Origin of the sequence: Streptomyces sp. NPDC049597 (assembly GCF_040675505.1) — a bacterium.
Taxonomy (GTDB): Bacteria; Actinomycetota; Actinomycetes; order Streptomycetales; family Streptomycetaceae; genus Streptomyces.
The window spans coordinates 114,911-141,706 of the sequence record NZ_JBFAOY010000017.1 but is presented as its reverse complement, the minus strand read 5'-3'; the positions used below and the strand labels follow the sequence as shown (position 1 = coordinate 141,706).

Below are 26,796 nucleotides of genomic sequence, written 5' to 3'. Positions count from 1 at the left end.
GCCCCGGCCCCTTCTCCCCCCCCCCCCCCCGGGCGCGCCCCCCCCGCCCCCGGGGGGGGCCCCCGCGACCCGTTCTGTGCGGCAGCCGTTTCACGACCGGGAAACCCCGCGGCATGGCCTGTCAAGGCTTGCGGGAGCATCCAGCGGTGCTCGGCGCCGCCCGACGACGACCGCGCACCCCGCGTCACGCGGGAATCCCGCCGCGTGCGCTCGAAAGGCCGTTCCCGCCGTACCCCGGTCGACCCGGCGCGCCAGTGACCTCGGCCGACGGATGCGCGTTGGCCCGCGTATGGCAAGGACTTCCGCGCCGACTCGTTGGCAGCGCGTGCAGGCGAGAACCGATACGACGCCTGCGGCCCCGCGGTCGGACGACAACCCCATCTACGAACAGCTGGCACGGGAGTGGGCGGCGGGCGGCCGGACCCTGCCGGGGCGGCCGGACGGGGACTGGACGCGGCTCACCCGCTTCCCCGCCCCCTCCGCCGATGAGCAGCAGGCCCGTCCCGCTCCCCCGCCACCGCGGCGCGGCTGGCTCCACGACCGGCACGACACCTGAGGCCGCACGGGGCCCCGTCGGCGGCCGGGGCTCCCTCGTGTCCGGGCCCCGTCACCCGGGGCCCGGGGACCCGTCCGTCAGCCGGTCCAGAAGTCCCACCACCGGGTGAGCACCAGCATCCCGATGATCCCGAGGTGCAGCACCGGCAGCACCCATGTGAGCTCGCCGAAGAAACCGCGCAGTCCGGTCGGCGCCGGCAGCAGACCGTGACGAACGTTGTGCGAGGTCACGTACCAGAACATGACGATCGTGGCGACCCACGCGAGGCAGCACCACAGGCACAGCGCGTTGATCTCGTACAGCGACTGCTGCATCAGCCATGTGCAGAACCCGACGCCGACCAGCGTCCCCGCGTTGAACGTCAGCCAGTACCAGCGCGGGAAACGCGCGCCCGCCAGCAGACTCGCCCCGACGCCGACCACGACCGCGTACGTCACCAGGCCCAGCATCGGGTTGGGAAAGCCGAAGACGGCCGCCTGGTCGCTCTCCATCACGCTGCCGCAGGACACCACCGGATTGAGACTGCACCCCGGCGTGAAGGTCGCACCCGCGACCTTCGCCTCGAGGATCTTGAACTTGTCCAGCGTGATGACCCACGCCGCGAGCAGCCCCGCCGCACCTGTCACCACCAGCATCCAGGCGAAGGCGCGCCCCCCGCCGACCGCCCCGCGGGCGGGGACCCTGACCGCCCGCCGCCTTCCCCTCTGTTCGACGGACGAGGATCCGGTCGCCGTAATTGTCATATTGAATTCACCACTCGTTCGACCCTGATGGATTCGCCTATTGTGCCGCACCCGAAGCACACGATCCGTGCGCGGAATCCTTTCGGCTCCACGGGTGAACGGGATACCACGGCGCCTCGACGCAACCTGCGCGCGGCATTCGAGTGAAGGCCCCACGACAACGCCCGCCCCGGTCACCGCCGTCGGCGATGCGCCGGCCCCCTCGGCCGACGGCAAGGGAAACAACCGCACCTCTCGCGCACGCAGCGCCCCGTGCGGATCATGGTGCAGGGGAACTTCGGCGCCCGGAATCAATTTCCGAACAGAATCCGCAACAATTTCTCGGCAGATTCCGCGCACCCGTTCGAATCATTATATGTGGGGCATACGAGTGACTTTCCGAATCAGCAGGGGCCGACCGGTTTCCGACCGGGAATCGCATCGTTACTAGTTCTGCGGAAGGCGCATGCCCGCATGAAGGAAATGCGGCTGCGCGGCACGAAGGCCGTACCGCGTACCGTGCCCCTGCTGAAAGGATCGAAATGAAGCACAAGAAGGCTGCAGCCGTCGCCGCCGGTCTCGTCCTGGCGCTGGGCGGCGCCGCGCCCGCCGTTGCCGACGTCGGCGCCGAGGGCATCGCCGCCGGCTCCCCGGGCGTGCTGTCCGGCAACGTCGTTCAGCTCCCGGTCCACGTCCCCCTGAGCCTCTGCGGCAACTCGGTCAACCTGCTCGGTCTGCTGAACCCGGCCGCCGGCAGCGCCTGCCTCAACGGCTGACGTTCCGTCCCGCGTCCCTGACGCGACGACGGATGCGGCCCCGAGGAGCGACGACGCTTCTCGGGGCTTCTCCGTGTCCTGGCACGCCCGCGCGCCACCGGTAAACCGCGCGCGAGGAGCATGCCGCGCCCGGGACCGGCCCGTACGGTCTACGCGGACCGGACGCCGATCACCACCGTCGCGCCCAGTTCCTCGCACGCCTCGATCCGCGGAGCGAGACCGTGCCGGGCGAAGGCCTCCGCGGTCCGGGCGGCCTGGCGCTCGCTCGTCTCGATGAGCAGCGCCCCGCCGGGCGCCAGCCACCGGGCGGCTCCGGCCGTCACCCGGCGCTGGATGTCGAGCCCGTCCGTGCCGCCGTCCAGCGCGACCAGCGGCTCGTGGTCACGGGCCTCGGGCGGCAGGAGGCCGATCTCGCGAGTCGGCACGTACGGGGCGTTGGCGACGAGGACGTCGACACGGCCCCGGAGCTCGGCGGGCAGGGGCGCGTAGAGGTCCCCCTCGTATACCCGGCCGCCGACGGTCGCGACATTGCGGCGCGCGCAGCGCACGGCGGCGGGCTCGATGTCGGCGGCGTGCAGTTCCCCGCCGCCGAGCGCGTGCAGCACGGCGGTGCCGAGGGCGCCCGAGCCGCAGCACAGGTCGACGACGACGGCACCGGGCGGGGCGAGCGCGACCGCGCACTCGACCAGGAACTCGCTGCGCCGCCTGGGCACGAACACCCCTTCGTCGACGGCCATCCGCAGGCCGTGGAACGCGGCCCAGCCGAGGACGTGCTCCAGGGGCCGGCCCGCGACCCGGCGCCCGATCATGGCGGCCAGCTCGTCGGCGTCACGGGCGGTGGAGATCAGCAGCTGCGCCTCGTCCTCGGCGAAGACACAGCCGGCGGCGCGGAGGGTGGCGACGACGGTGGAGACGTCGACGGAGGCGATGGAGGAGGGGAGAAGAGGGATCGGCGGAACCGACATGGAAGGCCTTTCGGGGACCGAAGGGCACCCGCACTCACCCCAGCCCGGTCACTCCGGGCCGACCGCACGGTGACGGGGAGAGGGAGCCCTGCCTGCGTTCGCGGAAATGGGATCTCACCTCCCGGGTCGGTCCGTGCACTGCGTGGACGCACACCCTACCCCCCGAGCAGGGCACTTCTCCGTCGCGAGGTGACAAGCGCCACATGTGCGGGGGCGGCGACGGATTTCGCAGGTGGTCCGGGGGGTCGCAAACCGCATTCGAAGGGCCTCGGGCGCAGGCACCAGCGGAAGCAGCAAAACGGGACATTCGCGCCACGCTTCCGTCGTCAGGAACTCGAAGCGATCATTCCCGGGCCCCCGTAAGCTCACGGCATGCAGGTGATCCAGTCCACGAAGCTCGCAAACGTCTGTTACGAAATCCGAGGCCCCGTCCTCGAGGAGGCGATGCGGCTCGAGGCAGCAGGTCACCGCATCCTCAAGCTCAACACCGGCAATCCCGCCGCCTTCGGATTCGACTGCCCGCCGGAGATCCTCGAGGACATCCTGCGCAACGTCGGCGGCGCGCACGGCTACGGGGACGCGAAGGGGCTGCTGTCCGCCCGCCGCGCGGTCATGCAGCACTACCAGACCAAGGGCATCGACCTCGACGTCGAGGACGTCTACCTGGGCAACGGCGTCTCCGAGCTGATCCAGATGTCGATGCAGGCGCTGCTCGACGACGGCGACGAGGTGCTGGTGCCCGCGCCCGACTACCCGCTGTGGACGGCGTCCGTGTCGCTGTCCGGCGGCACGGCCGTGCACTACCGCTGCGACGAGCAGTCGGACTGGATGCCCGACCTCGCGGACATCGAGCGCAAGATCACCGACCGCACCAAGGCGATCGTGATCATCAACCCGAACAACCCGACGGGCGCCGTCTACGACGACGAGATGCTGCGCAGCCTCACGGAGATCGCCCGGCGGCACCGTCTGGTCGTCTGCTCCGACGAGATCTACGACAAGATCCTCTACGACGGGGCAACCCATACTCCGACCGCCGCCATCGCCCCTGACCTGCTGGTGCTCACCTTCAACGGGCTCTCCAAGAACTACCGGGTCGCGGGCTACCGCTCCGGCTGGCTCGCCGTGTGCGGGCCGAAGGCGCATGCCTCCTCGTACATCGAGGGGCTGACGATCCTCGCCAACATGCGGCTGTGCGCCAACATGCCGGCCCAGCACGCCGTGGCCACGGCGCTGGGAGGCCGGCAGTCGATCGAGCAGCTGGTCCTGCCCGGCGGACGGCTGCTGGAGCAGCGCGACACCGCCTACGAGCTGCTGACGCAGATCCCCGGCGTCACCTGTGTGAAGCCGAAGGGGGCGCTGTACCTGTTCCCGCGGCTCGACCCGTCGGTCCACAAGGTCAAGGACGACCGTCAGATGGTGCTCGACCTGCTGCGGGCCGAGAAGATCATGGTGGTGCACGGGACGGGCTTCAACTGGCCGGAGCCCGACCACTTCCGCATCGTGACGCTGCCGTCGGCGAAGGACCTGGCGGACGCCGTCGGCCGGATCGGCAGCTTCCTGGGCGGCTACAGCCAGCACTGAGCGCACGGACGGACGACCGTTCCGGCTCCGCCACCCCAGACAGCTGACAAAGTCCCGAGCGGGCTCAACTTTAGACTGAATCCAATGTAGGATGGTCTCCTGACCGTGAGCAGGAGGCCATCCCATGTACGAGCCGATCCGCACCAAGTCGGTCCACTCGATGGCCGACCAGGCGCAGTACCCGCACCGCAGCCGCGAGGAGGAGCTGGACATCCAGCTCGCCGGACATCTTGCCGCGCTCCTCGCCGTCACCGACGAGCTCGGTCTCGACGCCGCGGCGGAGGCCATCGCGACCCAGGTGTCCCGGCTGCGCGGCGCGCCGCCCGCCCGGCATGCCGCGCTGACCCACGCCGACCCCGCCGCCCTGCACCAGCGTGCGCACGCCCTCGCGGGCCGCGCCCTGGTGGTCGCCGCGTCCCGCGCCGACACAGCCGCCGCGATCCTCGCCGCCGAGCGGATGGACGCGCACACCGCCGCGCTGCGCGACACGCAGCTGATCGGCGCCCCCTGACGGCCCCGGTCCGCGTGCCGGAAGAGGCGCGCGGACCGGGTGCCACCCGTACATCGCCTGCACCTGCCTGCCCTCATGGCCGTCCGACCGCCCCTCGGACCGGGCACGGCATGCGTCACCCACGCGCGACGCACCGGACCGGCCGAGCCCGCCTTCGCGTCGCCGAGACCGCCGTCGAGACTCCGAACCGACCGACGCGGTCCGCCGTCACCATCCGCAGCACACGCCGTCGTGATCAAAACACTGCGCGACAATACGCATTCGGCCACGGAGCGCATTTCCCGGAGCAACCAGGGCAACGAGCCTGTCGGATCTGCCCAATTGCCGAACACGCCCTTCCAAGCGCTCTGCGGCGACCGGGCGTTCACGACTTGCGCGCCCGCACACCGTATCTGTGATGCGTACATTCGGGTGGACTGTACGCCCCAAGCCTCCGCCGAACAGCGGCGGCACAAGGACCACCTCGTAACTTTGGTGAGCATGACGGTGGTTCGGACTCCGGTATCGCCGGCACCGCCCGCGGGCTTCTGCATGTCTGCCACCTGAATCAGCCAGATTCATTCCCTCCCTCACCGACTCCATGAGATGTGACCAAGTGAAACGTAGGCGATTGTGGGCAGGGCTAGCCGGAACGGCGGCGGCTGCCACCGGGGTCGTCATCTGGGCGATTCAGTCCCAGTCGGCCGCTGCCCCTGAATCCGATGCCGCTTCGGCGGCCCGGAAGACCTCAGAGGCGCATGCGCTGTTGCAGGCCGGCATTCTGCAGGAGAAATACCAGGATTACGATGGGGCGGCCCGTACCTACAGGCGAGTGCTGGAACTGGATCCTGGCAGCGAGCACGCCTGGTACAACCTGGGCGTCCTCGCCCAGCAGGACGGCAGGACGGCTGATGCCCATGCCGCTTATGATAAGGCGCTGAAGATCGATCCGTCGTTCACGTCGGCTCTCTTCAATCAGGCGCTGCTGCTGAAGTCGAGTCAGCCCGACCGGGCTCTCGCACTCCTGAGGCGTGCCACTGCCGTCAACCCGAAGGCCGCCACGGCCCATCTGCACATCGGGAACATCCTGGCGAAGAAGGACCGCGGCAAAGAGGCCGAGGCCTCATTCCGTCGCGCCGTTGCGGCCGATCCCTCGCTGCATTCTCAACTGCCCGAATCCTTCAAGGATTCCGTAAGTCCCTCACCCTCTCCGACATCGAGCCAGGCAGGTACCAGATGACGTCGACTGCGACACCGAGGTTCTCCGTCTTCACCCCCAGCCACCAGCCGCGTTTTCTCGATGAGTGCCTGGCGACTCTGCAGGCGCAGACCTGTTCGGACTGGGAGTGGATCGTCGTGCTCAACAACGGCGCCCGGTGGCGGCCGGAGCGACCCGACGAGCGTGTCCGCGTGGAGATCGCGGACGAGATCCGCGGTGTCGGAGCGGCCAAGCGCAGGGCCTGTGAACTGGCGCGCGGCGAGATCCTGGTGGAACTCGACCACGACGATCTCCTGGCGAAGGCGTGTCTGACCCAGCTCGGCAAGGCATTCGACGCGCACCCCGACGCCGTTTTCGTCTACAGCAACACCGCGCACATCACCGAGGACGGGAAGCGGGAGGAGTCCCGGTTCAACGCGACGCACGGCTGGCAGTACGAGGAGGTCCGCGTCGACGGCCGCAAGCTGCTGGCGGCCAAGTCCATGGAACCGACGCCCCACAACGTGGCCTACATCTGGTACGCGCCCAACCACGTACGGTCGTTCCGCAGGGACGCCTACGAGAAGGTCGGCGGGTACGACGCCACCCGTACGGTCCTGGACGACCAGGACCTGATGTGCCGTCTGTTCCATGTCGGCGACTTCCACCACATCCCCCGCTGCCTGTACCTCCAGCGGATGCACCGTGCGAACACCCAGCGCGACCCGGAGGTGAACGCACACATCCAGCGCGAGACGGTCGCCCTGTACGACAAGTACATCGAGGCCAACGCCCTCGCCTGGACCCAGCGCCGCGGCCTGCTCGCGCTGGACCTCGGCGCGGCCCACCGGAAGCCGCCCGGCTACCTGGGCGTGGACCAGTACCCGGGAGAGGGCGTGGACATCGTCGCGACCCTGCCCGACAAGCTGGACCTGCCCGACAACTCCGTCGGTCTGATGCGGGCGGTGGACTTCCTCGAGCACGTGCCCGCGAAGGTGCCGCTGATCAACGAGCTGTACCGGCTGCTGGCACCCGGGGGGATGCTCCTCACCATGACCCCCAGCTCCGACGGCCGTGGCGCCTACCAGGACCCGACACACGTCGCCTTCTACAACGAGAACTCCTTCTGGTACTACACGGACAACCAGTACCGGGCCTTCGTGCCCGAGATCGAGGCCCGCTTCCAGAAGTCACGGCTGGTCACCTACTACCCGACCGACTGGCACTCCAAGAACAACATCTCCTACGTGGTGGCGAACCTCATCGCCATGAAGGACGGCGCCGAGCGGTGCGGCGGCCCGCTGCTGGTGTAGGCGACGCACGACAAGGCGCCCGGCGGGACCATCAGGTCCGGCCGGGCGCCTCTTGCCTGGAGGGCGGGTCGGCGATACGTCAGCCACCCGTCCGCGCCGCAGCGGCCAGAGCGGCGAAGGAGGGCGTCTCCAGGGCCGCCGTCAGCTGGGCGTCCCACTGCGGCAGGGGCGCAAGGCCGGTGCGCGGCCAGCCGCCGTGGCCGAGCACACCGAACGCGGGGCGGCCGGCGGGGCGCGGGAACACCGCCGAGCCGACCGGGCGGATCCGGTCGGGATCGAGGCCGCTCAGCCGGAAGGTCTCCCGGGCCAGGCCGTACCACGTGGTGTGACCGGCCGCCGTGCCGTGGTAGACGCCTGCCGGCGCCCGCCCGGCCAGTGCGGCACGGCCGAGCGCGGCCAGCTGTCGGGCGAGTGCACGCGACCAGGTGGGCTGGCCGTACTGGTCGGCCACCACGTCCAGCGTCTCGCGGCGCGCGGCGAGTTCGAGCATGGTGGCCACGAAGTTGGGACCGTGCGCGCCGTAGAGCCAGGCGGTGCGCACGACATAGCCGCTGCGCGGCAGCAGCCCGGCGACTGCCTGCTCCCCCGCCAGCTTGCCCCGCCCGTACGCGTTGACGGGCCTGGTCGGTGCGTCCTCGGGGTACGGCTCGCGGGTGTCACCCGAGAACACCTGGTCCGTGGACACGTGCAGCAGGATCGTTCCGCTGCCCGCGCAGGCGCGCGCCAGGTGGCGGACGCCCGTGCCGTTCACGGCCGTGGCCGCCGCCTCGGCCTGCTCGGCGCGGTCGACGTCCGTCCAGGCCGCGCAGTTGACGACCACGTGGTGACCGGCGACGGCCGCGTGCAGCGCGATCGGTTCGGTGATGTCGAGCTGCTCGCGGCTCAGTCCTGTCACCACGGCGTCCGGATCTGCGGTGAGTTCCGCCAGCACGTCCTGGCCGAGCATTCCCCCGGCACCGGTCACCAACCAGCGTGTGGTCATCAGCGTTCCGCCCCCTCGAGGACCGTGACCCGAGCCGTCGGACCCGGACTCGGCTGCCGACGGACGTGTTCCGGACCGATGAGGCCGGCGCCGCCGGTCACCAGGATGCGCATGGTTCTCCGAAATCCTTCGTGGACGCGCTGCGGAAAGCAGACAGAACGCGGACGGTGCCCGCGAGGCCGAGGCCTCGCGGGCACCGTCAGTGATTCCCGGGTGAGGCGGACGGTCCGGGCCGGACCGCCGGTCACCAGGGAGCCGTCATACGTCGTGGCAGACCGCGAACGCGGTGACCTGGGCACCGATGGGCGACGCGGCCACGGCCTCGGTGACCTGCCACCCGACGGGCACACTGCCCTGGGTACCGGGGACGGGTGCGTTCTGGTCGACGATGATGCCGGTGATGGTGCCCTGGAAGCCGCCGCCGGTGGCGACGTCGTTGCCGAGGCACAGGGCAGTCGACTGGGTGCCCGGGGCGCCGACGACGGTGTAGAGGTCGAGCGTCGTCGCACCCGCGGTGCCCTGGGTGCCCTGGAAGCCCTGGGGACCCTGCGCACCGGCGTCGCCCTGAGCACCCTGGGCACCCGCGTCGCCCTGAGCACCCTGGGCACCCGCGTCGCCCTGGAAGCCCTGCGGCCCCTGCACACCGGCGTCGCCCTGAGCACCCTGGGCACCCGCGTCGCCCTGGAAGCCCTGGGGACCCTGCGCACCGGGGGCGCCCTGGAAGCCCTGGGGACCCTGCTCACCCTGCGGACCGCCCGGGTCACCCTGGGCGCCCTGGGCGCCCTGGAAGCCCTGGGGACCCTGGGGACCCTGGGGACCCCGCGGGCCGCGCGGGCCTTCCTTGCCCTTGTCCTTGTCCCTGTCCTTGGCTCGGTCGGCACTCGTGATGCCGTTCGGGCCAGGCAGTCCCACGCTGTGTTCGGTGCCCGACCTGTGAATCGCGTCGGCGATGGCCTGCGTGCTCGGGACGACGTTGAGCGCCACGGCAAGCGCGCCCGCCGAAACCATCGTGGCGGACTTCACGCGGGAACTACGGATCGTTCTACGGCTCACCAGAGAACCTTTCTCATGAGACTTGAAGTGACCACTCCGCAGGCGCGCGCACTCGGAGAAAGCGCGCTCGGTACGCATGCGTGTCTCGTCGCCGATGGCTACGGACAGGGGGATTCTTCTCTCGCGGGGCCGTATTATCGGGAATTGCGCCGCGTTGCGGGTGAAGATCACTCGGGCGGCGGCCACGCATGGAATACCCGGTCACCCTCGCCCTTCATCGCACAGACGCGCCCGGTCCTGTGCGCAGCAGTTCTTGGGGGTGCGACACAGGCTCCCTTTGGGGCATGACGGCGTATCGGGAGTCCTCAAGCAGCCCCAGCAGATAGTTTCCGTATCCGCTCTTGCGCAGCGGCTTGGCCAGTTCCCGGAGCCGGTCGTCGTCGATGAGGCCGGCCCGCCAGACCGTCTCCTCGATGCAGCCGACCTTGAAGCCCTGGCGCTCCTCGATCACCCGGACGAACTCCGAAGCCTGGACCATCGAGGTGAAGGTCCCGGTGTCCAGCCAGGCGGTGCCCCGGTCGAGCCGTGTGACCTGCAGGGCCCCGGAGTCGAGATAGACCCGGTTGAGGTCGGTGATCTCCAACTCGCCCCTGGCGCTGGGCCGGAGGCCGTGGGCGATGTCCACGACGCGGTTGTCGTAGAAGTACAGCCCCGGCACGGCGTACCGGGATTTCGGCCGGGCGGGTTTCTCCTCGATGGACAGCGCTCGGCCCAACTCGTCGAACTCCACCACGCCGTAAGCCGAGGGGTTGGCGACCTGATAGGCGAATACTCTGCCGCCCTTCACCTCTCCGCAGCGGGCCAGCCGCGTGCCAAGACCGCTGCCATGAAAGATGTTGTCGCCCAGAATGAGCGCGACCGACTCGCCGCCGACGAAATCGGCCCCCAGCACGAAAGCGTGCGCGATGCCTTCCGGGCGCTCCTGCGTCATGTATTCCAGCCGTAGGCCCAGTTGACTTCCGTCACCGAGCAACCTGCGGAACTGGTGCTGGTCTTCGGGGGTGGTGACGATCAGAATCTCGCTCACCCCGGCCATCACGAGTGTGGACAGCGGATAATAGACCATGGGCTTGTCGAAGACCGGCAACAGCTGCTTCGACACCGAGCGGGTCAACGGCCACAGTCGCGAGCCGGTGCCCCCGGCCAGGAGAATTCCACGCATGGCAGCACCATAGGTGAATTGCCCATGAATGCGGCTCTTCCGCGCGAGTTGCGGAATATCTGACCGTCTTCGTCGATGGTGATCGACGGAGCGGCGAACGGCCGGAGCCCCCGTACGCCGTTGTACGGGGGCTCCGGTCGAGAGCGGCTCAGCCCAGGCGGGAAACCAGCGCCCGGTACTCGTCCCACAGCTCCTTGGGCGTGTGGTCGCCGAAGGTGTTGAGGTGCTCGGGGACCAGGGCGGCCTCCTCGCGCCACACGTCGGCGTCGACCTTGAGCAGGAAGTCGAGGTCCTCCTCGGGCAGGTCCAGGCCCTCGGTGTCGAGCGCGTCACGCGTCGGCAGGATGCCGATGGGGGTCTCGACGCCCTCCGCCTTGCCCTCCAGGCGCTCCACGATCCACTTCAGCACGCGGCTGTTCTCGCCGAAGCCGGGCCAGACGAACTTGCCGGCGTCGTTCTTGCGGAACCAGTTCACGTAGTAGATCTTCGGCAGCTTGGACTGGTCGGCACTCTTGCCCACCTTGATCCAGTGGGCCATGTAGTCGCCCATGTTGTAGCCGCAGAACGGCAGCATGGCGAACGGGTCGCGACGCAGCTCGCCGACCTTGCCCTCGGCGGCGGCCGTCTTCTCGGAGGCGACGTTCGCGCCGAGGAAGACGCCGTGCTGCCAGTCGAAGGACTCGGTCACCAGCGGGACGGCGGAGGCGCGGCGGCCGCCGAAGAGGATCGCCGAGATCGGCACGCCCTTGGGGTCCTCCCACTCCGGCGCGATGATCGGGCACTGGGACGCGGGGACGGTGAAGCGGGCGTTGGGGTGGGCGGCCGGGGTCTCGGAGTCCGGCGTCCAGTCGTTGCCCTTCCAGTCCGTGAGGTGCTTCGGCGCCTCCTCGGTCATGCCCTCCCACCACACGTCGTTGTCGTCGGTGAGGGCGACGTTGGTGAAGACCGCGTTGCCCCACAGGGTCTTCATGGCGTTGGCGTTGGTGTGCTCGCCGGTGCCGGGCGCGACGCCGAAGAAGCCGGCCTCGGGGTTGATCGCGTAGAGACGGCCGTCCTCGCCGAAGCGCATCCAGGCGATGTCGTCACCGATGGTCTCCACCGTCCAGCCGGAGATCGTGGGCTCCAGCATGGCGAGGTTGGTCTTGCCGCAGGCGGACGGGAACGCGGCGGCCACGTACTTGGCCTCGCCCTGCGGCGGGGTCAGCTTGAGGATGAGCATGTGCTCGGCGAGCCAGCCCTCGTCGCGGGCCATGACGGACGCGATGCGCAGGGCGTAGCACTTCTTGCCGAGCAGGGCGTTGCCGCCGTAGCCGGAGCCGTACGACCAGATCTCACGGGTCTCGGGGAAGTGCGAGATGTACTTGGTGGAGTTGCACGGCCACGGAACGTCCTCCTGGCCCTCCTCCAGCGGCGCGCCCAGCGTGTGGACGGCCTTGACGAAGAAGCCGTCGGTGCCGAGCTCGTCGAGGACCGGCTGTCCCATGCGGGTCATGGTGCGCATGGAGACCGCGACGTAGGCGGAGTCGGTGATCTCGACGCCGATCGCGGACAGCGGCGAGCCGAGGGGGCCCATGCAGAACGGGACGACGTACATCGTCCGGCCCTTCATCGAGCCGCGGAAGATCCCCTCCTCGCCGGCGAAGATCTCCTTCATCTCCGCCGGGGCCTTCCAGTGGTTCGTGGGGCCGGCGTCCGCCTCCTTCTCGGAGCAGATGAAGGTGCGGTCCTCGACGCGGGCGACGTCGGTGGGGTCGGAAGCGGCGTAGTACGAGTTCGGGCGCTTGATCGGGTCCAGTTTCCTGAAGGTCCCCTTGGCCACCAGCTCCTCGCACAGCCGGTCGTACTCGGCTTCCGAGCCGTCGCACCAGACGATCTCGTCCGGCTGCGTGATCGCCGCGATCTCATCGACCCAGGCGATCAGTTTCTGGTGGGTGGTGGGCAGGGGAGCCGCGATGTCGCGCGCCACGATCGCTCCTAAATGAGGGGATATGGGTTGTTGCCCCGTGGGGGCTGCGACCCGGATGCTTCGGCCTACTTGTGGCTGGCGCTCATCCGGTGCCGACCGCACTCATCTGATCATCGGTGCCAAGTGCCCATATGTCCAGAGGACGCCTCACGTGAGCATGACCACTGGCGCGTGAGCATGGCCACTCCGTCCCGTTACCTACGGTCGCGTAGGTAACATGCCGGGCATGACTGCAGCCGCGCCCGAAGTGACGGAGATGGACCCCCCGCCGGTGAAGCCGAGGCTGCGAGGCTGGTTGCACGCCGGGATGTTCCCCGCCGTCCTGATCGCCGGAGTGGTCCTCACCGCGCTCGCCGACTCGACCCGCGGACGCATGGCCTGCGCGATCTATGCCCTGACCGCCTGCCTGCTGTTCGGCGTCAGCGCGCTCTACCACCGGGGTACCTGGGGACCGCGGGCCACCGCCGTGCTGCGCCGGCTCGACCACGCGAACATCTTCCTGATCATCGCGGGCACCTACACCCCGCTCACCCTGCTGCTGCTCCCCCACTCCACAGGCCGGGTGCTGCTGTGGGCGGTGTGGGCGGCGGCGCTGGCGGGCATCGCCTTCCGGGTGTTCTGGGTCGGCGCCCCTCGCTGGCTGTACACGCCGTGTTACATAGCGATGGGCTGGGCCGCCGTGTTCTTCCTGCCCGACTTCCTGCGCGAGGGAGGGATCGCCGTCCTGGTGCTGGTCGTCGTCGGCGGACTGCTCTACAGCGCGGGCGGTGTGATCTACGGGATGAAGCGCCCGAACCCCTCACCGCGCTGGTTCGGCTTCCACGAGGTGTTCCACTCCCTCACACTCGCGGCGTTCATCGTCCACTACGTGGGGATCTCGCTGGTGGCGTACCAGCACTCGTGAGGCAGGCACAGCAGCGCCCGGGCCTGCGCGAGCGCAAGAAGCTCAGGACGCGGACCGCGATCCGCCGCGCCGCGTACCGCCTGATCGCCGAGCAGGGGTACCAAGCGACGACGATCGAGCAGATCGCGGCGGCCGCGGAGGTGTCCGCGTCCACGGTCGTGCGCTACTTCCCCGCCAAGGAGGACATCGTCCTCGGCGAGGAGTACGCCCCGCCACTGGAGGAGCGGCTGCGGGCGAGGCCCGACACCGGGGAGGACCCCGTTGACTCCCTGCGGGCCGTCCTGACGGAAGCGGTGCGGACCGTCGTCGAGGCCGACCGCGAGGACTTCGTCCAGCGCACGCGGCTGATGGCTCGGATCCCGGCGGTCCGGGCCCGGATGTCCGAGAACCTGGCCGCCACCGCCGGGCCGCTGGCCCACGCGGTGGCCGACCGCACGGGGCGTCACCGCGACGACCTGGAGGTACGGGTGCTCACCGCGACGGTGCTGGCGGCGCTGCGCGAGGTGATCCTCCACTGGGCGGAGCACGGTCACGAGGACGATCCGGTCGAGCTGACGGACCGGACACTGCGGGCGCTCAAGGGCGGAGTGCGCCTCAACTAGAGCGGGCCGTCCGGGCCGAGGACCATGCGCTTCCCGTTCTCACGGCCCGCGGTCCGCGGGCAGCAGCCCCCGGACCGCGGCGGATCCCCGCTACCGCCTCACGTCCCCCTTCCCACACGCCACGCCGTCCCGGTCGGGGTCGAGGCGCAGCGGGTCGTCCGCGCCGTTCACCTTCAGCCGGCCGTAGTCGTGCGCCGCCAGCCAGGCGCAGCGTGCCGCCGTCGTCCGCTTCACGGTCTGCGGGAAGACGGTCGGCACGCACACGCCCGCGTTCCCGTAGTGGCGGTCGCATCCGGCGATCCGCGGGCTCACCGGCGCCGAACTCCGCTTGGTCAGCGTCTTCTTCGGCGCCTTGGCCGGCGCGTCGGCGAAGGAGTGCACATGTGCCGACGGCGCGTCCGCGGCCGTCGCCGCCGGGCCACCGAGGTGCACCCACTTCGCCACCGACGGCACCCCGTTCGCGTCGACTGCGAACAGCATGTACCAGCCCGGCGGCGCCAGGTTCGGGTTGCTGGTGACGTTCAGGTCGACGTTGTTGCCGTCGACGGTCATCGGCAGGTCCACGAAGCGCTGGTTCGGGTCGGACGAGTGCGTCACCGCCGCCGGGCGGATCAGCTGCGCCTTGGCGATCGGGCGGTCCACCGTGATCCGCTGCGTGTCGCCGTACGTCCACTCCCCGTCGATCACCGACGTGATCTGGGGGCGCGCGCCCCTCAGCAGGTACGGCGGCGTGTAGAGAGACACGTTGTGGTTGTACGTGCCGTTGCCCGGGTTGTCGCCGACCGACATCACCCGGCCGTCCGGGAGCAGGAACGAGGACGAGTGGTAGCCGCGCGGGACCGGGTCCGTCGCGAGGCCCGCCTCGTAGGTGTTCGTCACCGGGTCGAAGAACGACGCCTCGTACACCGGGTCGGCCCGGTCGTGCAGCGCGCCGCCCGTCTCGAAGACCTTGCCGTCCGGCAGGAGCACCGCGGAGACGTACATCTTGCCCTCGGCGCCGGTCTGCGGGCGCCGTCCCCGGCCCTGGTCGACCTCGCCCTGCGGCAGCAACGGGCCGTGCACATAGGCCGGGTCGGGCCGCTTGAGGTCGATGATGTCGGTGTACCGGTTGGCGGCCGGGTTCGTCTCGTTGTTGCCGCCGCCGATCGTCAGCACCCGCTGGTCCTGTGCGGGCGGCAGCAGCACGCTCGCCGACTCGTCGCGTTCGTCCTTGGCCTGCAGGCCCGGGACGTCGGTGACGGTGTTGGCCTCGTAGTCGTAGATGGAGGCGCCGGTTCCGGGCGTGCCGTTGCCGAAGGTGTGGCTGCCGGAGTAGAAGAGCCGGCCGTCCTGCATGAGGATCATCGACGGGTACAGGCCCCAGTACGACCAGGTCTGGTTCACCTCGTTGATCGGCAGCCACCTGTTCTGCGCTGCGGAGAACTTCTCGGTGGTCACGTTGCCGGTGGAGTCCTGCTTCAGGCCGCCGAAGGAGATGACGTCGCCGTTGCCGAGGATCGTCGCCGACGGGTACCAGTGGCCCTCGTGCATGTCGTTCGTACGGGTGTAGGTCTCGGTCTCGGGGTCGAAGACGAACGAGTCCTTCAGTCCCTGGTAGCCGATCGAGCCGTCCGCCGAGGGATAGCCCTTGGTGCCGCTCATGATCAGGATCCTGCCGTCCTGGAGCTGCACATGGCCCGCGCAGAACATGTCGACCGGCGTCGGGATCGTACGGAACGTGCCCTTCTCCGGGTCGTACACCGCCGAGGTGAACGTGCCCGCCGCGAACTGCGCCGGGTCGTTGCCCGAGCCGGCGATGACCAGCACCTTGCCCCCACGCAGCACCACGGAGTGCATGGAACGCACCGGGTTCTTCACGGGCAGGACGTCCCAGCGGCCCTTGAGGCACTCCTCGGGCGTGCCCGTGCACCGCGGTGCGGGGGTGGGGACGGACACCTCCTCCATCACGTAGTCGTCGGTCGTGACCGACCCGGTCCCGTACACCGACACACCCCAGGCGATCTTGTCGGTGCCGGGCGGGACGGCGGGTGTGCGGACCTCCGCGCGCTGGTAACCGGCGCTCATGTCCAGGGTCTTGAGGTCGGTCCAGTACTGCCAGCCCGCCGTCGTGTCACGCCGGAAGAGCGTGACCGCCGTGTCGGGGGTCGTGGACTTGTACCAGAGGGAGAGGTCGTACTGCTTCTCGGGCGTGACCGTCGGCGCGCAGGCCGTGTTCTCCGTGATCAGCGCCTTGCGGTCGCCGTCGACGCGGCGCGTGAGCGAGACCCTCATCGCCTGGGAGCCGGAGTGGGCGTCGGTGACGTTCTCGAAGGAGAAGTCGTTGTCGCCCCAGCCGGACGGGGACCAGCAGGCGGGCATGTCGCCGGTGCCTGCCGTCTCGAAGCCGGGATTGGAGATCAGGTTGGGCGGGCCCGCCTGCGCCGCCTGCGGCGCGGAGACGAGCAGGGCTGTGGTCATGGCGCCGACCGCGAGCAGGGCGGTGCGGCGCCTGCGGAGGGGTGCAATCCGAAATGGTGGTGGCATGAGGTCCGTTCCTCTTGTGCGGCTGTCTGTCAGCGGCTGACGCGTGCGCCGGATCGGGCGGCACGCGGTGCCTTCCTCCTGCGCGGCAGGTAGACCAGTGCCTCCGTCGCCGCGAACCGCAGCACGAACGTGGTCAGCAGCGCCAGCGCGGTGGCGGGCAGGACCGCGATGTCCAGCCGGCCGACGAACAGGGCGATGAGCGGGATGCGCAGCAGCAGATCGGCGTTGGCGAGCAGCGCGAACCGGCCGACGCGATCCGCCCAGTGCCGGTGACGGCGGCGGTCGCGGAAGAGCAGCACCTCGATGAGGAGGAAGTTCCAGACCACCCCGAACTGGTTGGCCACGATCTCGGCCGGGAGGTAGTGCATGCCGGCAGCGGTCAGCAGGTGCAGTCCCAGCAGGTTCGGTACGAAGCCGGTGAGCCCGATCAGTCCGAACGCGATCATCCGCGCGACGGGTGACACGGCGCGCAGCCCGACGAGGTGGCCGAGGAACCGCATCCCTTCCCGTGCCGTCGACTTGGACTCGCCCGCGAAACGGTCCTGGAAGGCGAACGGCACCTCCGCGACCGTCGCGGGCCGGCACCGTACGGCCAGCTCCAGCAGGATCTTGTAGCCGAGCGGCCGCAGGACATCGGCGCTCACCACGCTGCGGCGGATGGCGAAGAAGCCGCTCATCGGGTCGCTGATGCCGCGCAGCCGCCTGGGGAACAGGCCCTTGGTCAGCCACGTCGCGCCGCGGGAGACGGCGATGCGGTAGCCGCCGGCGAGACCTTCCCTGCTGCCGCCCCTGATGTACCGGCTGGCGACGACGAGGTCGGCCGACGCCCGCTCCCCCGCCGCCACCAACTCCGGTACGAGTGCGGGCGGATGCTGGAGGTCGGCGTCCATGACCACGATCCAGTCCGATCCCGCCCGCTTCATGCCTTCCACGACGGCGCCGCCGAGGCCGCCGGCCGGCTCGTCGCGGTGGATCACGGAGACCGGGAAGGGGCAGTCCTGGGCGGCGGCCCGGATCACGTCCGGCGTGTCGTCGGTCGAGTCGTCGACGAAGACGACCTCGCAGGGCAGCCGGGCGGGGACGGACTCGGTGAGCCGGCGGAGCAACTCGCGGATGTTTCCCGCCTCGTCGAAGGTCGGGATCACGATGGTGACGGCGCCGGGCTCGGCGACCTGGGCAGCGCTCAGCTCGGGATCGCCGAGGTCCTCGGCGCCCGTACGGGGAGTGGTCACTGCCGGCCTCCATCGATCCGGCCGACTCGGCGGATCTCGATACGGTCCTCGCCCTCGCCGAACACGGCGACCGGCCTCGAATGCTCCAGAGCGGAGATGACGGTGGGCAGGTCTCCCGCGTCACGCCGCACGGTCGGGGACGAGACGACGTAGTCGATGTCCCGCCAGCCGCCGGGCAGGGTCTTCGTGACGGCCGGATCGAGGTCGGCCTTGTAGAACCAGATGGCGCCGGTGCCGGGCGTGTAGCCGTCGTGCACCAGGTCCAGCCACAGGGCGTCGTCGACGAGCACCCGCGTGCCGGCGGGGTCGTCCACCTCGTCCTGGAGCCAGGCGGCCGCGGCACGGTAGGGGGCGTTGGCGTCGACGGTGAGGGCGGTGCGGTTGCCGTCGTACCAGCGGGGTGCGACGTACGCGGTGGCGGCGAGCGCGAGCAGGGTGGCGAGGCCGACGCGCGCGGCGCGCCCGGTGCGCCCGGCGGGGCGGCGCAGCACCGCGCGGGCGGTGCGCCCGGCAGGGCGGCGCAGCACCGCGTGGGCCACGCTGGCCGCCCCGCCCGCCAGGACCAGCGCGAGGAACGGAAGCGCCTGGATCACGTACATCGCGGGGAGATAGCCCGACGGGCGCATCGCCACCGCCGCGAGGATCGCGACCGCCAGCGCGGGGCCCGCCAGCGCCCGCGCCGTCACCGACCAGCGGAGCGTGAGCAGCAGCAGGGCGGCGCCGGCCAGTCCGCCGAGCGGCAGGACCGTGTCGTAGTAGAGCCAGGACATGAGGACCCCGTGCGAGCCCGAGCCCTCGTCGAGGATGAAGCCGGAGCCGGGCCGGCTCATCTGGTAGGTGATCCCGCCGATCAGCGACACGTGCCCCGGGCCGGGCAGCAGCTCACTGTTGAGCAGCGCGTACAGCGGGTACGAGAGGCCGATCAGCACGCACGCGGTGACCCCGCCGGTCACCGCGAACTTGCGTGTGTCGCGGTGGCTGTGCCGCCACATGCTCACGAGCAGCGCGGGCAGCACCAGCAGCATCGTTTCTTTGGTGAGCACCGAGATGGCCGCCGCCAGCCCCGCGGCGAAGTGGTGCCACAGGTGGCGGCTCGGGGACGCGGCCAGGCAGAACGCCAGGAGCATCCACATCACCGCGATGTTGTCGAGGAAGATCTCCCGCTGGAGGACGACCGACAGCGGCGACAGGCCGAACAGCAGCATCGCGAGCCCCGCCGCCCAGCGCGGCAGGAACAGCCGGCGTGCCAGCACGTACAGCAGCACCGCGCACGCCGCGCTGACCACGAGCATCGCGAAGCGCATCGTGGCGACGGTCATGGACTCCGGTGCGATCAGCGAGGGCAGCCAGGTCAGGAAAGCGATCTGGATCCAGCCGAGCGGCGGATGGTCGTACCAGTAGGTGTAGTGGGCGAGCCCGTCGCCCTGCTGGACGGCCCACGCCTGGGCGAGATAGGTGCCCTCGTCGTCGCTGAGCGCGGGGAAGTGCGTGATGTTCCAGCCCTGGACGACCATGATCACGCACAGCAGGGCGGCGCAGAGCAGCAGATCGGGGCGCGAGCCGCGGAACCGTATGACGGGCCGGACGAAACCGGGCGCCGCCGGAGCGGTGGGCGGTCTCGGGACGGCGGCGGCTTCCGGCGACGCCTCGGGCACGGGAGGCAGGACGGTCGTCACCGGCGGGCCTCCTGACGGCTATCGGTCAGGCCGGTGAGGTGCGCGCCGACGTGGCTGGTCAGTTCCCACTCGTTGCGGCCGCGCTGCTCCCGCCAGACGGCGCGCACCGCCGCCCCGGCGAGGAGCATCTGGTAGAACGGGCCGCCGACGACCAGCTTGACGTAGTGGACCAGGCGGACGCGCAGGCCGTACTGCACCCCGAAGTCGTGCAGTCCGACGATCTCGAAGACGAACGTGACCATGGCCGTGATCAGCGGCAGGAAGGTGACGATGGCGATCGTGACGGGGACGTCGAGGAAGAGCGCGACGCCGACGTTCAGCGGGATGATCAGTCCGGAGAACGCCTGGAAGAACGGCGTCATCAGGGTGTAGCGGGCGAGCATCCGCTGGCCGCGGCCCGGCAGCTGTTTCCAGTCCTTCTTGCGGTAGACCTGGAGGAAGCCCTGGTTCCAGCGGGTGCGCTGCTTGAGCAGGCTCATCAGCGTGCCGGGGGTCTCCTCGCGGGTGACCATGTCGCTGTCGTAGGCGACGACGACCTTCTTGCCGACGGACGACAGCCGTACGCCCAGGTCGCAGTCCTCGGCCAGGCACTCCGGGTCCCAGCCGCCGGCCTCGCGCAGCACGGCGGTGCGCACGAAGACGGTGTTGCCGCCGAGCGGGATGAAGCCCTTCAGGGCGTGCAGGTGGAGCCGGCTGCGGAACCAGAAGAAGTACTCCAGGCAGTTGCGCAGGCTGTACCAGCTGGAGTGGAAGTTGATCAGCTGCACGCCGCCCTGGACGACGTCCGCGCCGGTGCTGGTGAAGGCGTGGTCGACGTGCGCGAGGAGCTCCGGGTGCACCTGGTCCTCGGCGTCGAAGACCCCGACGATGTCGCCGCGACAGTGCGGCAGCGCGGTGTTCAGCGCCTTCGGCTTGTTCTTCGCCTCGTGGGTGTCGGTGACGACCCGCACCCGCACCGGGTCACGCTCGGCGGCACGTTCGGCGACGGCGGTGGTCTCCGGGTCGTCGTGGCCGACGATGACGATGATCTCGAAGTTCGTGTGGCTGGACTCCAGCAGCCGTTCGATGGTGTGCTCCAGCACCGCCTGCTCGTGGCGGGCGGGCAGGAGCAGTGAGAAGGACAGTCCGACACGGCCGTCGGGCCGGTCGAAGCGGGTCGACGCCAGTGTCTCCGGCGTGCGCCAGGCATGCATCTGCCACCACAGCGTGAACGCCGCCATCCAGAACAGCGCAACGGAAATGGCAGCAACGAGCACCGATATGAGCACGAGCCCCCCTAGGCTCACCTGCGCCGCGGCTGGATTCCCCCTGGCCGTACGACGCACACAAAGTCCCCCGCGCGCGTCACTCCCCGGTGCACGCGCGCGGGCTGGTCCGACTGGTCGTACGGACCCTAGGGGCGGTACGTCTCATTCCGCTGACCGTCCGGTAAATGTGGCCGGATCGTCAGGGGGTGAGCTTCCGGACCAGTTCTGATGCGTCTGTGGTGGGTGAGTCGCACACGAAAGCGCGACAGACGTACGCGGCCGAACCGCCGTTCACCAAGGGGCGGTCCCGCAGAAGCGGGAACTCCTCCCCGTCCGCCTCGCCCGCCGCCACGACCGCGCCCGGTGCCGTGGAGAGCAGCGCGACCCGGTGCAGCTCGCGGCGGCGCCCGTCGCCCTGCTCGCCCACGACCGCCACTTCGCGCGGCCCGTCCAGCAGCGCCTCCGCGACCGCGAGCCCCCATCCGATGAAGCGCGGCGCCCGGGGACCCAGGGCCTTGACCACGCCCAACGCGCCTTCGGCGGCGGTGCGGTGGACCTCGGGCCCGGTGTGGGCGGCGTACGACAACAGGGCTCCGGCCGCCGCGGACCAGCCGGAGGGAGTCGCGCTGTCGGTGGGGTCCTGGGGCCGGCGGATCAGCTGCTCGGCGTCGTGGGCGGTGTCGTAGAACGCCCCGCCCTCGCCCCTGAACCGGTCGATGACCATGTCCAGCAGGAACCCGGCGAACTCCAGCCAGGTCCCCTCCCCGCTGACCGCGGCGAGCGCGAGGAAGCCCTCGGCGACGTCCGCGTAGTCCTCCAGGACACCCGCGTTCGCGCCGGCCCGGCCGTCCTTGGATGTGCGGTGCATCCGTACGCCACCGGCCGAGAAGTCCATGTGCAGCCGTACCAGCAGGTCGGCGGCCTCGGTGGCCCGCTCCACCAGATCCGGGCGGTCGAAGTACGCGCCCGTCTCGGCGAGCGCGGCGATCGCGAGCCCGTTCCAGGCGGCCACCACCTTGTCGTCCCGGCCGGGCCGGGGCCGCTCCTCCCGCGCGGCGAGCAGCCGGTCCCTGAGATCGGGGTCCGCCTCCGCGCCGGGCAGTTGCAGCACGGAGGCCCCTTCCTCGAAGGTGCCCTCCTCGGTCACCCCGTACAGCTCGGCGGCCCGCGCCCCGTCTTCGTCGCCGAGCACCTCGCGCAGCTGCGCGGGCGTCCAGACGTAGAACGCGCCCTCGGCGTGCCCGCCGTCGGGCGTGTCGCTGTCAGCGTCGAGCGCGGAGGCGAACCCGCCCTGGGCCGTGCGCAGTTCACGCACCATGAAGTCGGCGGTCTCCAGCGCGACCCGCTTGGCGAGGTCGCTGCCCGTGGCCCGCCACAGGTGGGCGTAGACCCGGCAGAGCAGCGCGTTGTCATAGAGCATCTTCTCGAAGTGGGGCACGACCCACTCGCGGTCCACCGAGTACCGGGCGAATCCGCCGCCGAGCTGGTCGTAGATCCCGCCGCGCGCCATGGCCTCGCAGGTGTCGGCCGCCATCTGCAGCGCCCCCTCCGCCCCCGTGCGGGCGTGGTGGCGCAGCAGGAACTCCACGGCCATCGACGGCGGGAACTTCGGCGCGCCGCCGAACCCGCCGTGCCGCTCGTCGTACTCCCGGGTCAGCCCGAGCAGCGCCTGGGCGAGCTCCTCCTCGCCGGGCACGCCCTGGCCTCCGTGGGCGAGCGAGCGCCCGGCCAGGTCGCGGGTGATCCTCTCCGCGACCTCGGTCACCTCGGCCCTCCGGTCCCGCCAGGCCGCGGTGACGCCCTCCAGCACCTGCTGGAAGGAGGGCATGCCGTGCCGGGGCGCGGGAGGGAAGTACGTACCGAAGTAGAACGGCTCCCCGTCCGGGGTCATGAACACGGTCATGGGCCAGCCGCCCTGCCCGGTCGCGGCCTGGACGGCCTCCATGTAGACGGCGTCGACGTCGGGCCGCTCCTCGCGGTCGACCTTGATGTTGACGAAGTGCTCGTTCATGTACGCGGCGGCGTCGTCGTTCTCGAAGGACTCGTGCGCCATGACGTGACACCAGTGACACGCGCTGTAGCCGACGCTCAGGAGGACGGGGACGTTGCGCTGCCGCGCCTCCTCGAACGCGCCTGGCTCCCAGGGCCACCAGTCGACGGGGTTGTCGGCGTGCTGGAGGAGGTAGGGGGACGTGGCCTGCGCAAGTCGATTCGGCATACCTCCATCCTTGCGCAGCCCCGACCCCGGTGCGCGCGGCGGCACGGCCCCCTGCTCAGCCGGCGGCGGCGAAGACGACGAACGCGGACCAGGCGGCGGGGTCGAGGGTGAGGGCGGGTACGGAGGTGTCCTTGGAATCGCGGACGTGGACGGCGAGGGGGGTGGTGGCGACCTCGACGCAGTCGGAACCGGGTTCTCCGCTGCTGTAGCTGCTCTTGAACCAGACCAGGCCGGTTGACGTGTCGGTCATGTCTCCCTCAGCACTTTCTCGATGAAGGCGAGTGACTCACGCGGGGTGAGCGCCTGCGCTCGGATCGTTCCATACTGCATCTCCAGGAACTGCACCTCGCTCGGCTGGGAGAAGAGACGGGTCACATGCAGCACCTCGGTGTACCCGAGGGCAGCGCCGTTGCGCAGTTTGAAGATGCGGAATCCGCCGGTCAGACCGGCGTGGTCCTCGCGATCGGTAGGCATGATCTGGATTTCAACGTTCCGGAACTCCCCTACTTCCAGAAGCCGTTCCAACTGCGCTCGCTGGACCTGCCTGCCGCCGAGCGGCCGCCTGAGTGTGACCTCGTCCTGTACGAAACTGAAGACCGGCAGTGTCTTCGTCCTGTCGACGATCTCCTGCCGGGCCATGCGGGCGGCCACCTCGCGGTCGATCACGTCCTCCGACAGCAGCGGCCGCCGGGCCCCGTACAGTGCTCGTGCGTACTGCTCGGTCTGCAGCAGGGCGTGGACGTACTGACTTGTGTACGCACCCAGTTCGACGGCCTGGGACTCCAGCTTCGCCAGATCCCGCACGTTCTTCGGGTAACGCGCCTCCGCCACATCCCGCTTCATCGCCGCGATGATGCCGCCCGCGCCCAGGACCTCATCGGCCTTGTCGAGGAACTCGGGCTTCGGCACACGACGCCCGCGCTCCACGGAGGACACCTGCTCCTCGCCGTAACCGATGGCCGCGCCCAACTCACTCTGCCGCAGCCCGGCGCGCTCGCGCCACGCCTTGATCTGGCGGCCGACGGCTTTCAGCACGGCGGCGGAGTCGTCATCAGAGGTGGCGTGCGACGTCAAGTCCTCCATGAAGCGGCCTTTCGCAGCTTGCTGGTCGTACGGATCGGACAGCGCCGGACCGTCCCCGGACAGAAACGGGACGTCCTGTCGATGGCCCTGTTCAGGGTATGTACGGGCGACCACGCTGAGTGACGTGAATCAGGAAATCACCCGAACCGGCACCACCGTCCGACACGTCACCGTGCTGTTGTCCGCCACCCGCAGAGGAGCCCGGCTCGCGCGGCGGCTGACGGTCGCGTATCTCGCGGACTGGGGCCGACCGCATGAGACAGCCGGGCAGATCGTCGCCGAACTGGCCGCCAACGCGGTCACGCACGGACGTGTCCCAGGACGGGACTTCCGTCTGGGCGTCCGGCTGCTGGCGGACGGAGCCGTACGGATCGACGTGACGGACGCACGCGGCGACCGGCTGCCCGTCGCGGGTGAGCCCGCGCAGGACGGGGAGTCGGGGCGCGGTCTGCTGCTCGTGGCGGCGCTGGCGGACCGGTGGGGTGTCACGCAGAGACCTGTGCCCTGCAAGACAGTCTGGGCTGAATTAGACGCTCATTGACCAACTCGCCCTGGCTGAACCGGAACAGGGGTGCCGCGTCGCGGTGGAACGCGACTCGGTGTGCCACGAGGTCAAAGAAAAAGAACTGGTAGAGAACCTTCCCCACCCACCCCCCGCCCCCTCGTCACCCGCACGGGTGACAGTGGCGAACTGAGCTGGCGCATATGCCATTTCGGGGTGCAGTCTCAGCAGCACAACCCCATGAACGACAGCGGCCCCCGGCCGGGACGGGCATCCCGATCGAGGGCCTCGCCACCCAGGAAGCAGGACCTTCCCGATGGCTGTTCCGCAGCTTAACGCGCTCCCGCGTGCCCTGTCTCTCGTTCCCTCCTCCGGTGTGCAGCACATCAACGTGCGCCACACGGAGCGCTTCACCGTGGTCGGCAACCACCTCGCCCAGCACGAGAGGCTGTCGCTGACAGCCATCGGCCTGGCCGTGCACGTCCAGTCGCTGAAGGCGGGCTCGATCGTCTCGATCCGGGCGCTCGCGCAGCGCTTCCCGGAGAGCGAGAAGCGGATCGGGGACGCGTTCGGCGAACTGGAGGCGGAGGGGTACATCGCCCGTGTCCGCGTACGGCTGCCGTCGGGGGCGCTGGTGACGCGGACGTTCTCGTACAACAACCCGTACGCGGTGCGGGACGGGGCTCCGGAGCCCGAGCCCGTGCCCGTACCGAAGGCCGCCCCGCCGGAGCCCGTGCATCAGGCGGAGTCGCCCGAGCCGGACACCGCGAGCCCCGAGGCACACCGCCTGCTCGCGGGCCTCCGGGCGACGGACCCACGCCTGCTGCTGTCGCCGGCGGCCATCGGACGCCTCGCGCCTGGCGTGGACCGATGGCTGGAGCGGGGCATCGCTCCGTCGGCGGTCCACCGCACCCTCACGGCGGCGCTGCCGCCCGGGCCTATCCCCCGCCCGGCAGGCCTCCTGGCCTACCGCCTCGACGCCCTGCTGCCCCCACCACTCCCGCCAACCCCCGTCCCTGCAGCGGAGATCCGCCCGGACCCGTTGCAGAACTGCGACGGCTGCGACCGCGCCTTCCGCGCGCCGGAACCGGGCAGCTGCCGCACGTGCGAGGCGGCGGGAGCGCTGACGCCAGCGGCGTGAGCGGCGACGGGCACGTTGTGCTCGGGCGAAGGGGCATCGGTGACTTGCCCCCGCGTGAGGCGGACGTACGCGCTCCCGATCTGGCTTCAGCCAGACGCTCGCCGGCGCGCTACAGCGCGCCGGCACAGCGCGAATGCGAAGGACCCGAAATCGCCCGCGAGCCTCTCCATGCTCTGGCGGTCCGCTGCTCCGGGGCTCCAAACGAGGACGGGATACTCGCCTTCCTGATCCACTTGAGAAGAATCGAGGACGACCAGACCACCCATTCCATCGAACATCACAACAATCAGGTCCGACGGCATTCCGTACCGGCTGCGAGCGTCCAGGGTCTCCGTTACGGAACCCAACAGCCTTCGTCCCATCGCGGGCGTCTGATACACGCCGAGGAATTCCTCCCCAGCGATATCCCACGTCCCGAACTCTTCGATCAGACGGCGGTACGAGGGAGGGAAGGCCGCGCCCAGATCACTCTCGGCGGAGATCAACGTCCTTGCGTCGCAGCCGTCAGCATGGTTTGCGATGTCATCGTTCCCGCGAACCAGCTCGATCAGCCGCTCACTCGCCTCGACGGCGTTCGTCACTATTGGCCCTCCCACCCGCGGCAGACGCTCCGCATTCCCCGGCAGCGGCGCGCCGACCGCGCCCAGGGACGGAACGCTACGCCGGCCCAAGCGAACGCGGCCCGCCGAACTGGTGCACGGGAGGGACACCATGGGCGGCCTCCTGCCTCTACCGGGACGGTGACGTTTCACCGGCGCGGTGAAAGCCGTCGCGCCCCTCGCCGTCCACGTCGACCCGGAAGTGCTCCGAACGCCGGCGCCCGTCCCGCCCGCCCCTCCCCATGTGCCCTCCCGCGCAGGACACTTGACGCCGCAACGAGTGGGTAGACGAACGGGATTGG

25 protein-coding genes are annotated in these 26,796 nt (G+C 70.1%); 11 read left to right on the top strand and 14 right to left on the bottom strand.

Translation table 11 applies throughout. The annotated features are described in order from the left end of the window. Nucleotides 1-325 precede the first annotated feature (325 nt). On the top strand, nt 326-556 hold the full coding sequence (locus AB0K02_RS20740) for a hypothetical protein (protein WP_365993928.1): 231 nt from the start codon (nt 326-328) through the stop codon (nt 554-556). Between the two features lie 77 nt (nt 557-633). On the opposite strand, the gene AB0K02_RS20735 is transcribed toward AB0K02_RS20740, so the two are convergent. Further along, nucleotides 634-1,299 (bottom strand): vitamin K epoxide reductase family protein, encoded by a 666-nt coding sequence (locus tag AB0K02_RS20735; RefSeq protein WP_365993927.1) that lies wholly within the window; start codon nt 1,297-1,299, stop codon nt 634-636. A 252-nt stretch (nt 1,300-1,551) separates the two neighbouring features. Here AB0K02_RS20735 and AB0K02_RS20730 point away from each other — a divergent pair, with 252 nt between their 5' ends. Together AB0K02_RS20730 and AB0K02_RS20725 are read left to right on the top strand one after the other, a co-directional pair. Further along, entirely contained in the window at nt 1,552-1,824 is a 273-nt protein-coding gene (locus AB0K02_RS20730; protein WP_365993926.1) for a hypothetical protein, read from the top strand. Further along, nucleotides 1,821-2,054: a chaplin gene (locus AB0K02_RS20725; RefSeq protein ID WP_365993925.1), complete on the top strand. Its 234-nt coding sequence runs from the start codon at nt 1,821-1,823 to the stop codon at nt 2,052-2,054. Before AB0K02_RS20730 ends, AB0K02_RS20725 begins: the two co-directional genes overlap by 4 nt. A 149-nt stretch (nt 2,055-2,203) precedes the next feature. Here the strand turns inward: AB0K02_RS20725 and AB0K02_RS20720 are convergent, their stop codons facing one another. Continuing rightward, on the bottom strand, nt 2,204-3,019 hold the full coding sequence (locus AB0K02_RS20720) for a putative protein N(5)-glutamine methyltransferase (protein WP_365993924.1): 816 nt from the start codon (nt 3,017-3,019) through the stop codon (nt 2,204-2,206). A 372-nt stretch (nt 3,020-3,391) separates the two neighbouring features. Between AB0K02_RS20720 and AB0K02_RS20715 the strand changes: the two genes are divergently transcribed. The 4 genes from AB0K02_RS20715 to AB0K02_RS20700 all read left to right on the top strand — a co-directional run bounded on the left by AB0K02_RS20715 (nt 3,392) and on the right by AB0K02_RS20700 (nt 7,604). Beyond that, a complete protein-coding gene (locus tag AB0K02_RS20715) occupies nt 3,392-4,603 on the top strand; it encodes a pyridoxal phosphate-dependent aminotransferase (protein WP_177152143.1) in 1,212 nt (403 codons plus the stop codon). A gap of 124 nt (nt 4,604-4,727) precedes the next feature. Beyond that, on the top strand, nt 4,728-5,114 hold the full coding sequence (locus tag AB0K02_RS20710; RefSeq protein WP_365993923.1) for a hypothetical protein: 387 nt from the start codon (nt 4,728-4,730) through the stop codon (nt 5,112-5,114). A gap of 595 nt (nt 5,115-5,709) precedes the next feature. Further along, complete coding sequence (locus AB0K02_RS20705; protein WP_365993922.1) at nt 5,710-6,333, top strand: tetratricopeptide repeat protein; 624 nt, start codon at nt 5,710-5,712, stop codon at nt 6,331-6,333. Then, nucleotides 6,330-7,604, top strand: coding sequence for a glycosyltransferase (locus AB0K02_RS20700; protein WP_365993920.1), 1,275 nt, complete (start codon nt 6,330-6,332; stop codon nt 7,602-7,604). Before AB0K02_RS20705 ends, AB0K02_RS20700 begins: the two co-directional genes overlap by 4 nt. A gap of 79 nt (nt 7,605-7,683) precedes the next feature. Here AB0K02_RS20700 and rfbD read toward each other — a convergent pair whose 3' ends face one another. From rfbD to AB0K02_RS20680, 4 genes are all read right to left on the bottom strand, one after another. Next, the gene (gene rfbD / locus AB0K02_RS20695; protein ID WP_365993918.1) at nt 7,684-8,586 is read right to left on the bottom strand and encodes a dTDP-4-dehydrorhamnose reductase; all 903 of its coding nucleotides are present in this window, start codon (nt 8,584-8,586) and stop codon (nt 7,684-7,686) included. A 258-nt stretch (nt 8,587-8,844) separates the two neighbouring features. Then, a complete protein-coding gene (locus tag AB0K02_RS20690; protein WP_365993917.1) occupies nt 8,845-9,639 on the bottom strand; it encodes a hypothetical protein in 795 nt (264 codons plus the stop codon). A 214-nt stretch (nt 9,640-9,853) separates the two neighbouring features. Next, nucleotides 9,854-10,801, bottom strand: coding sequence for a glucose-1-phosphate thymidylyltransferase RfbA (gene rfbA / locus AB0K02_RS20685; protein ID WP_365993916.1), 948 nt, complete (start codon nt 10,799-10,801; stop codon nt 9,854-9,856). Between the two features lie 148 nt (nt 10,802-10,949). After that, nucleotides 10,950-12,767 (bottom strand): phosphoenolpyruvate carboxykinase (GTP), encoded by a 1,818-nt coding sequence (locus tag AB0K02_RS20680; RefSeq protein ID WP_365993915.1) that lies wholly within the window; start codon nt 12,765-12,767, stop codon nt 10,950-10,952. A gap of 226 nt (nt 12,768-12,993) precedes the next feature. Here AB0K02_RS20680 and AB0K02_RS20675 point away from each other — a divergent pair, with 226 nt between their 5' ends. Beyond that, the gene (locus AB0K02_RS20675; RefSeq protein ID WP_365993914.1) at nt 12,994-13,671 is read left to right on the top strand and encodes a hemolysin III family protein; all 678 of its coding nucleotides are present in this window, start codon (nt 12,994-12,996) and stop codon (nt 13,669-13,671) included. After that, nucleotides 13,668-14,273 (top strand): TetR family transcriptional regulator, encoded by a 606-nt coding sequence (locus tag AB0K02_RS20670; protein WP_365993913.1) that lies wholly within the window; start codon nt 13,668-13,670, stop codon nt 14,271-14,273. The genes AB0K02_RS20675 and AB0K02_RS20670 overlap by 4 nt, the downstream gene beginning before the upstream one ends. Before the next feature lie 90 nt (nt 14,274-14,363). Here the strand turns inward: AB0K02_RS20670 and AB0K02_RS20665 are convergent, their stop codons facing one another. From AB0K02_RS20665 to AB0K02_RS20635, 7 genes are all read right to left on the bottom strand, one after another. Beyond that, nucleotides 14,364-16,730 (bottom strand): galactose oxidase-like domain-containing protein, encoded by a 2,367-nt coding sequence (locus tag AB0K02_RS20665; RefSeq protein WP_365993938.1) that lies wholly within the window; start codon nt 16,728-16,730, stop codon nt 14,364-14,366. A gap of 95 nt (nt 16,731-16,825) precedes the next feature. Then, nucleotides 16,826-18,028, bottom strand: a complete 1,203-nt coding sequence (locus AB0K02_RS20660) for a glycosyltransferase family 2 protein (protein WP_365993912.1) — start codon at nt 18,026-18,028, stop codon at nt 16,826-16,828. Further along, nucleotides 18,025-19,602: a glycosyltransferase family 39 protein gene (locus tag AB0K02_RS20655; protein ID WP_365993936.1), complete on the bottom strand. Its 1,578-nt coding sequence runs from the start codon at nt 19,600-19,602 to the stop codon at nt 18,025-18,027. Before AB0K02_RS20655 ends, AB0K02_RS20660 begins: the two co-directional genes overlap by 4 nt. Nucleotides 19,603-19,700: 98 nt before the next feature. Next, nucleotides 19,701-20,924: a glycosyltransferase gene (locus tag AB0K02_RS20650; protein ID WP_365993911.1), complete on the bottom strand. Its 1,224-nt coding sequence runs from the start codon at nt 20,922-20,924 to the stop codon at nt 19,701-19,703. A gap of 226 nt (nt 20,925-21,150) precedes the next feature. Beyond that, the gene (locus tag AB0K02_RS20645; protein ID WP_365993910.1) at nt 21,151-23,169 is read right to left on the bottom strand and encodes a thioredoxin domain-containing protein; all 2,019 of its coding nucleotides are present in this window, start codon (nt 23,167-23,169) and stop codon (nt 21,151-21,153) included. A gap of 55 nt (nt 23,170-23,224) precedes the next feature. After that, a complete protein-coding gene (locus AB0K02_RS20640) occupies nt 23,225-23,419 on the bottom strand; it encodes a DUF397 domain-containing protein (RefSeq protein WP_365993909.1) in 195 nt (64 codons plus the stop codon). Further along, nucleotides 23,416-24,252, bottom strand: a complete 837-nt coding sequence (locus tag AB0K02_RS20635; protein ID WP_365993908.1) for a helix-turn-helix transcriptional regulator — start codon at nt 24,250-24,252, stop codon at nt 23,416-23,418. Before AB0K02_RS20635 ends, AB0K02_RS20640 begins: the two co-directional genes overlap by 4 nt. 124 nt (nt 24,253-24,376) lie before the next feature. Between AB0K02_RS20635 and AB0K02_RS20630 the strand changes: the two genes are divergently transcribed. Both AB0K02_RS20630 and AB0K02_RS20625 read left to right on the top strand, forming a co-directional pair. Beyond that, nucleotides 24,377-24,793: an ATP-binding protein gene (locus AB0K02_RS20630; RefSeq protein WP_365993907.1), complete on the top strand. Its 417-nt coding sequence runs from the start codon at nt 24,377-24,379 to the stop codon at nt 24,791-24,793. Between the two features lie 277 nt (nt 24,794-25,070). Further along, nucleotides 25,071-25,895, top strand: coding sequence for a helix-turn-helix domain-containing protein (locus tag AB0K02_RS20625; protein WP_365993906.1), 825 nt, complete (start codon nt 25,071-25,073; stop codon nt 25,893-25,895). A gap of 86 nt (nt 25,896-25,981) precedes the next feature. Here AB0K02_RS20625 and AB0K02_RS20620 read toward each other — a convergent pair whose 3' ends face one another. Continuing rightward, nucleotides 25,982-26,476 carry an SMI1/KNR4 family protein gene (locus tag AB0K02_RS20620; protein ID WP_365993904.1) on the bottom strand — a complete coding sequence of 165 codons (495 nt, stop codon included), beginning with the start codon at nt 26,474-26,476 and terminating at the stop codon, nt 25,982-25,984. Between the last annotated feature and the right edge of the window lie 320 nt (nt 26,477-26,796).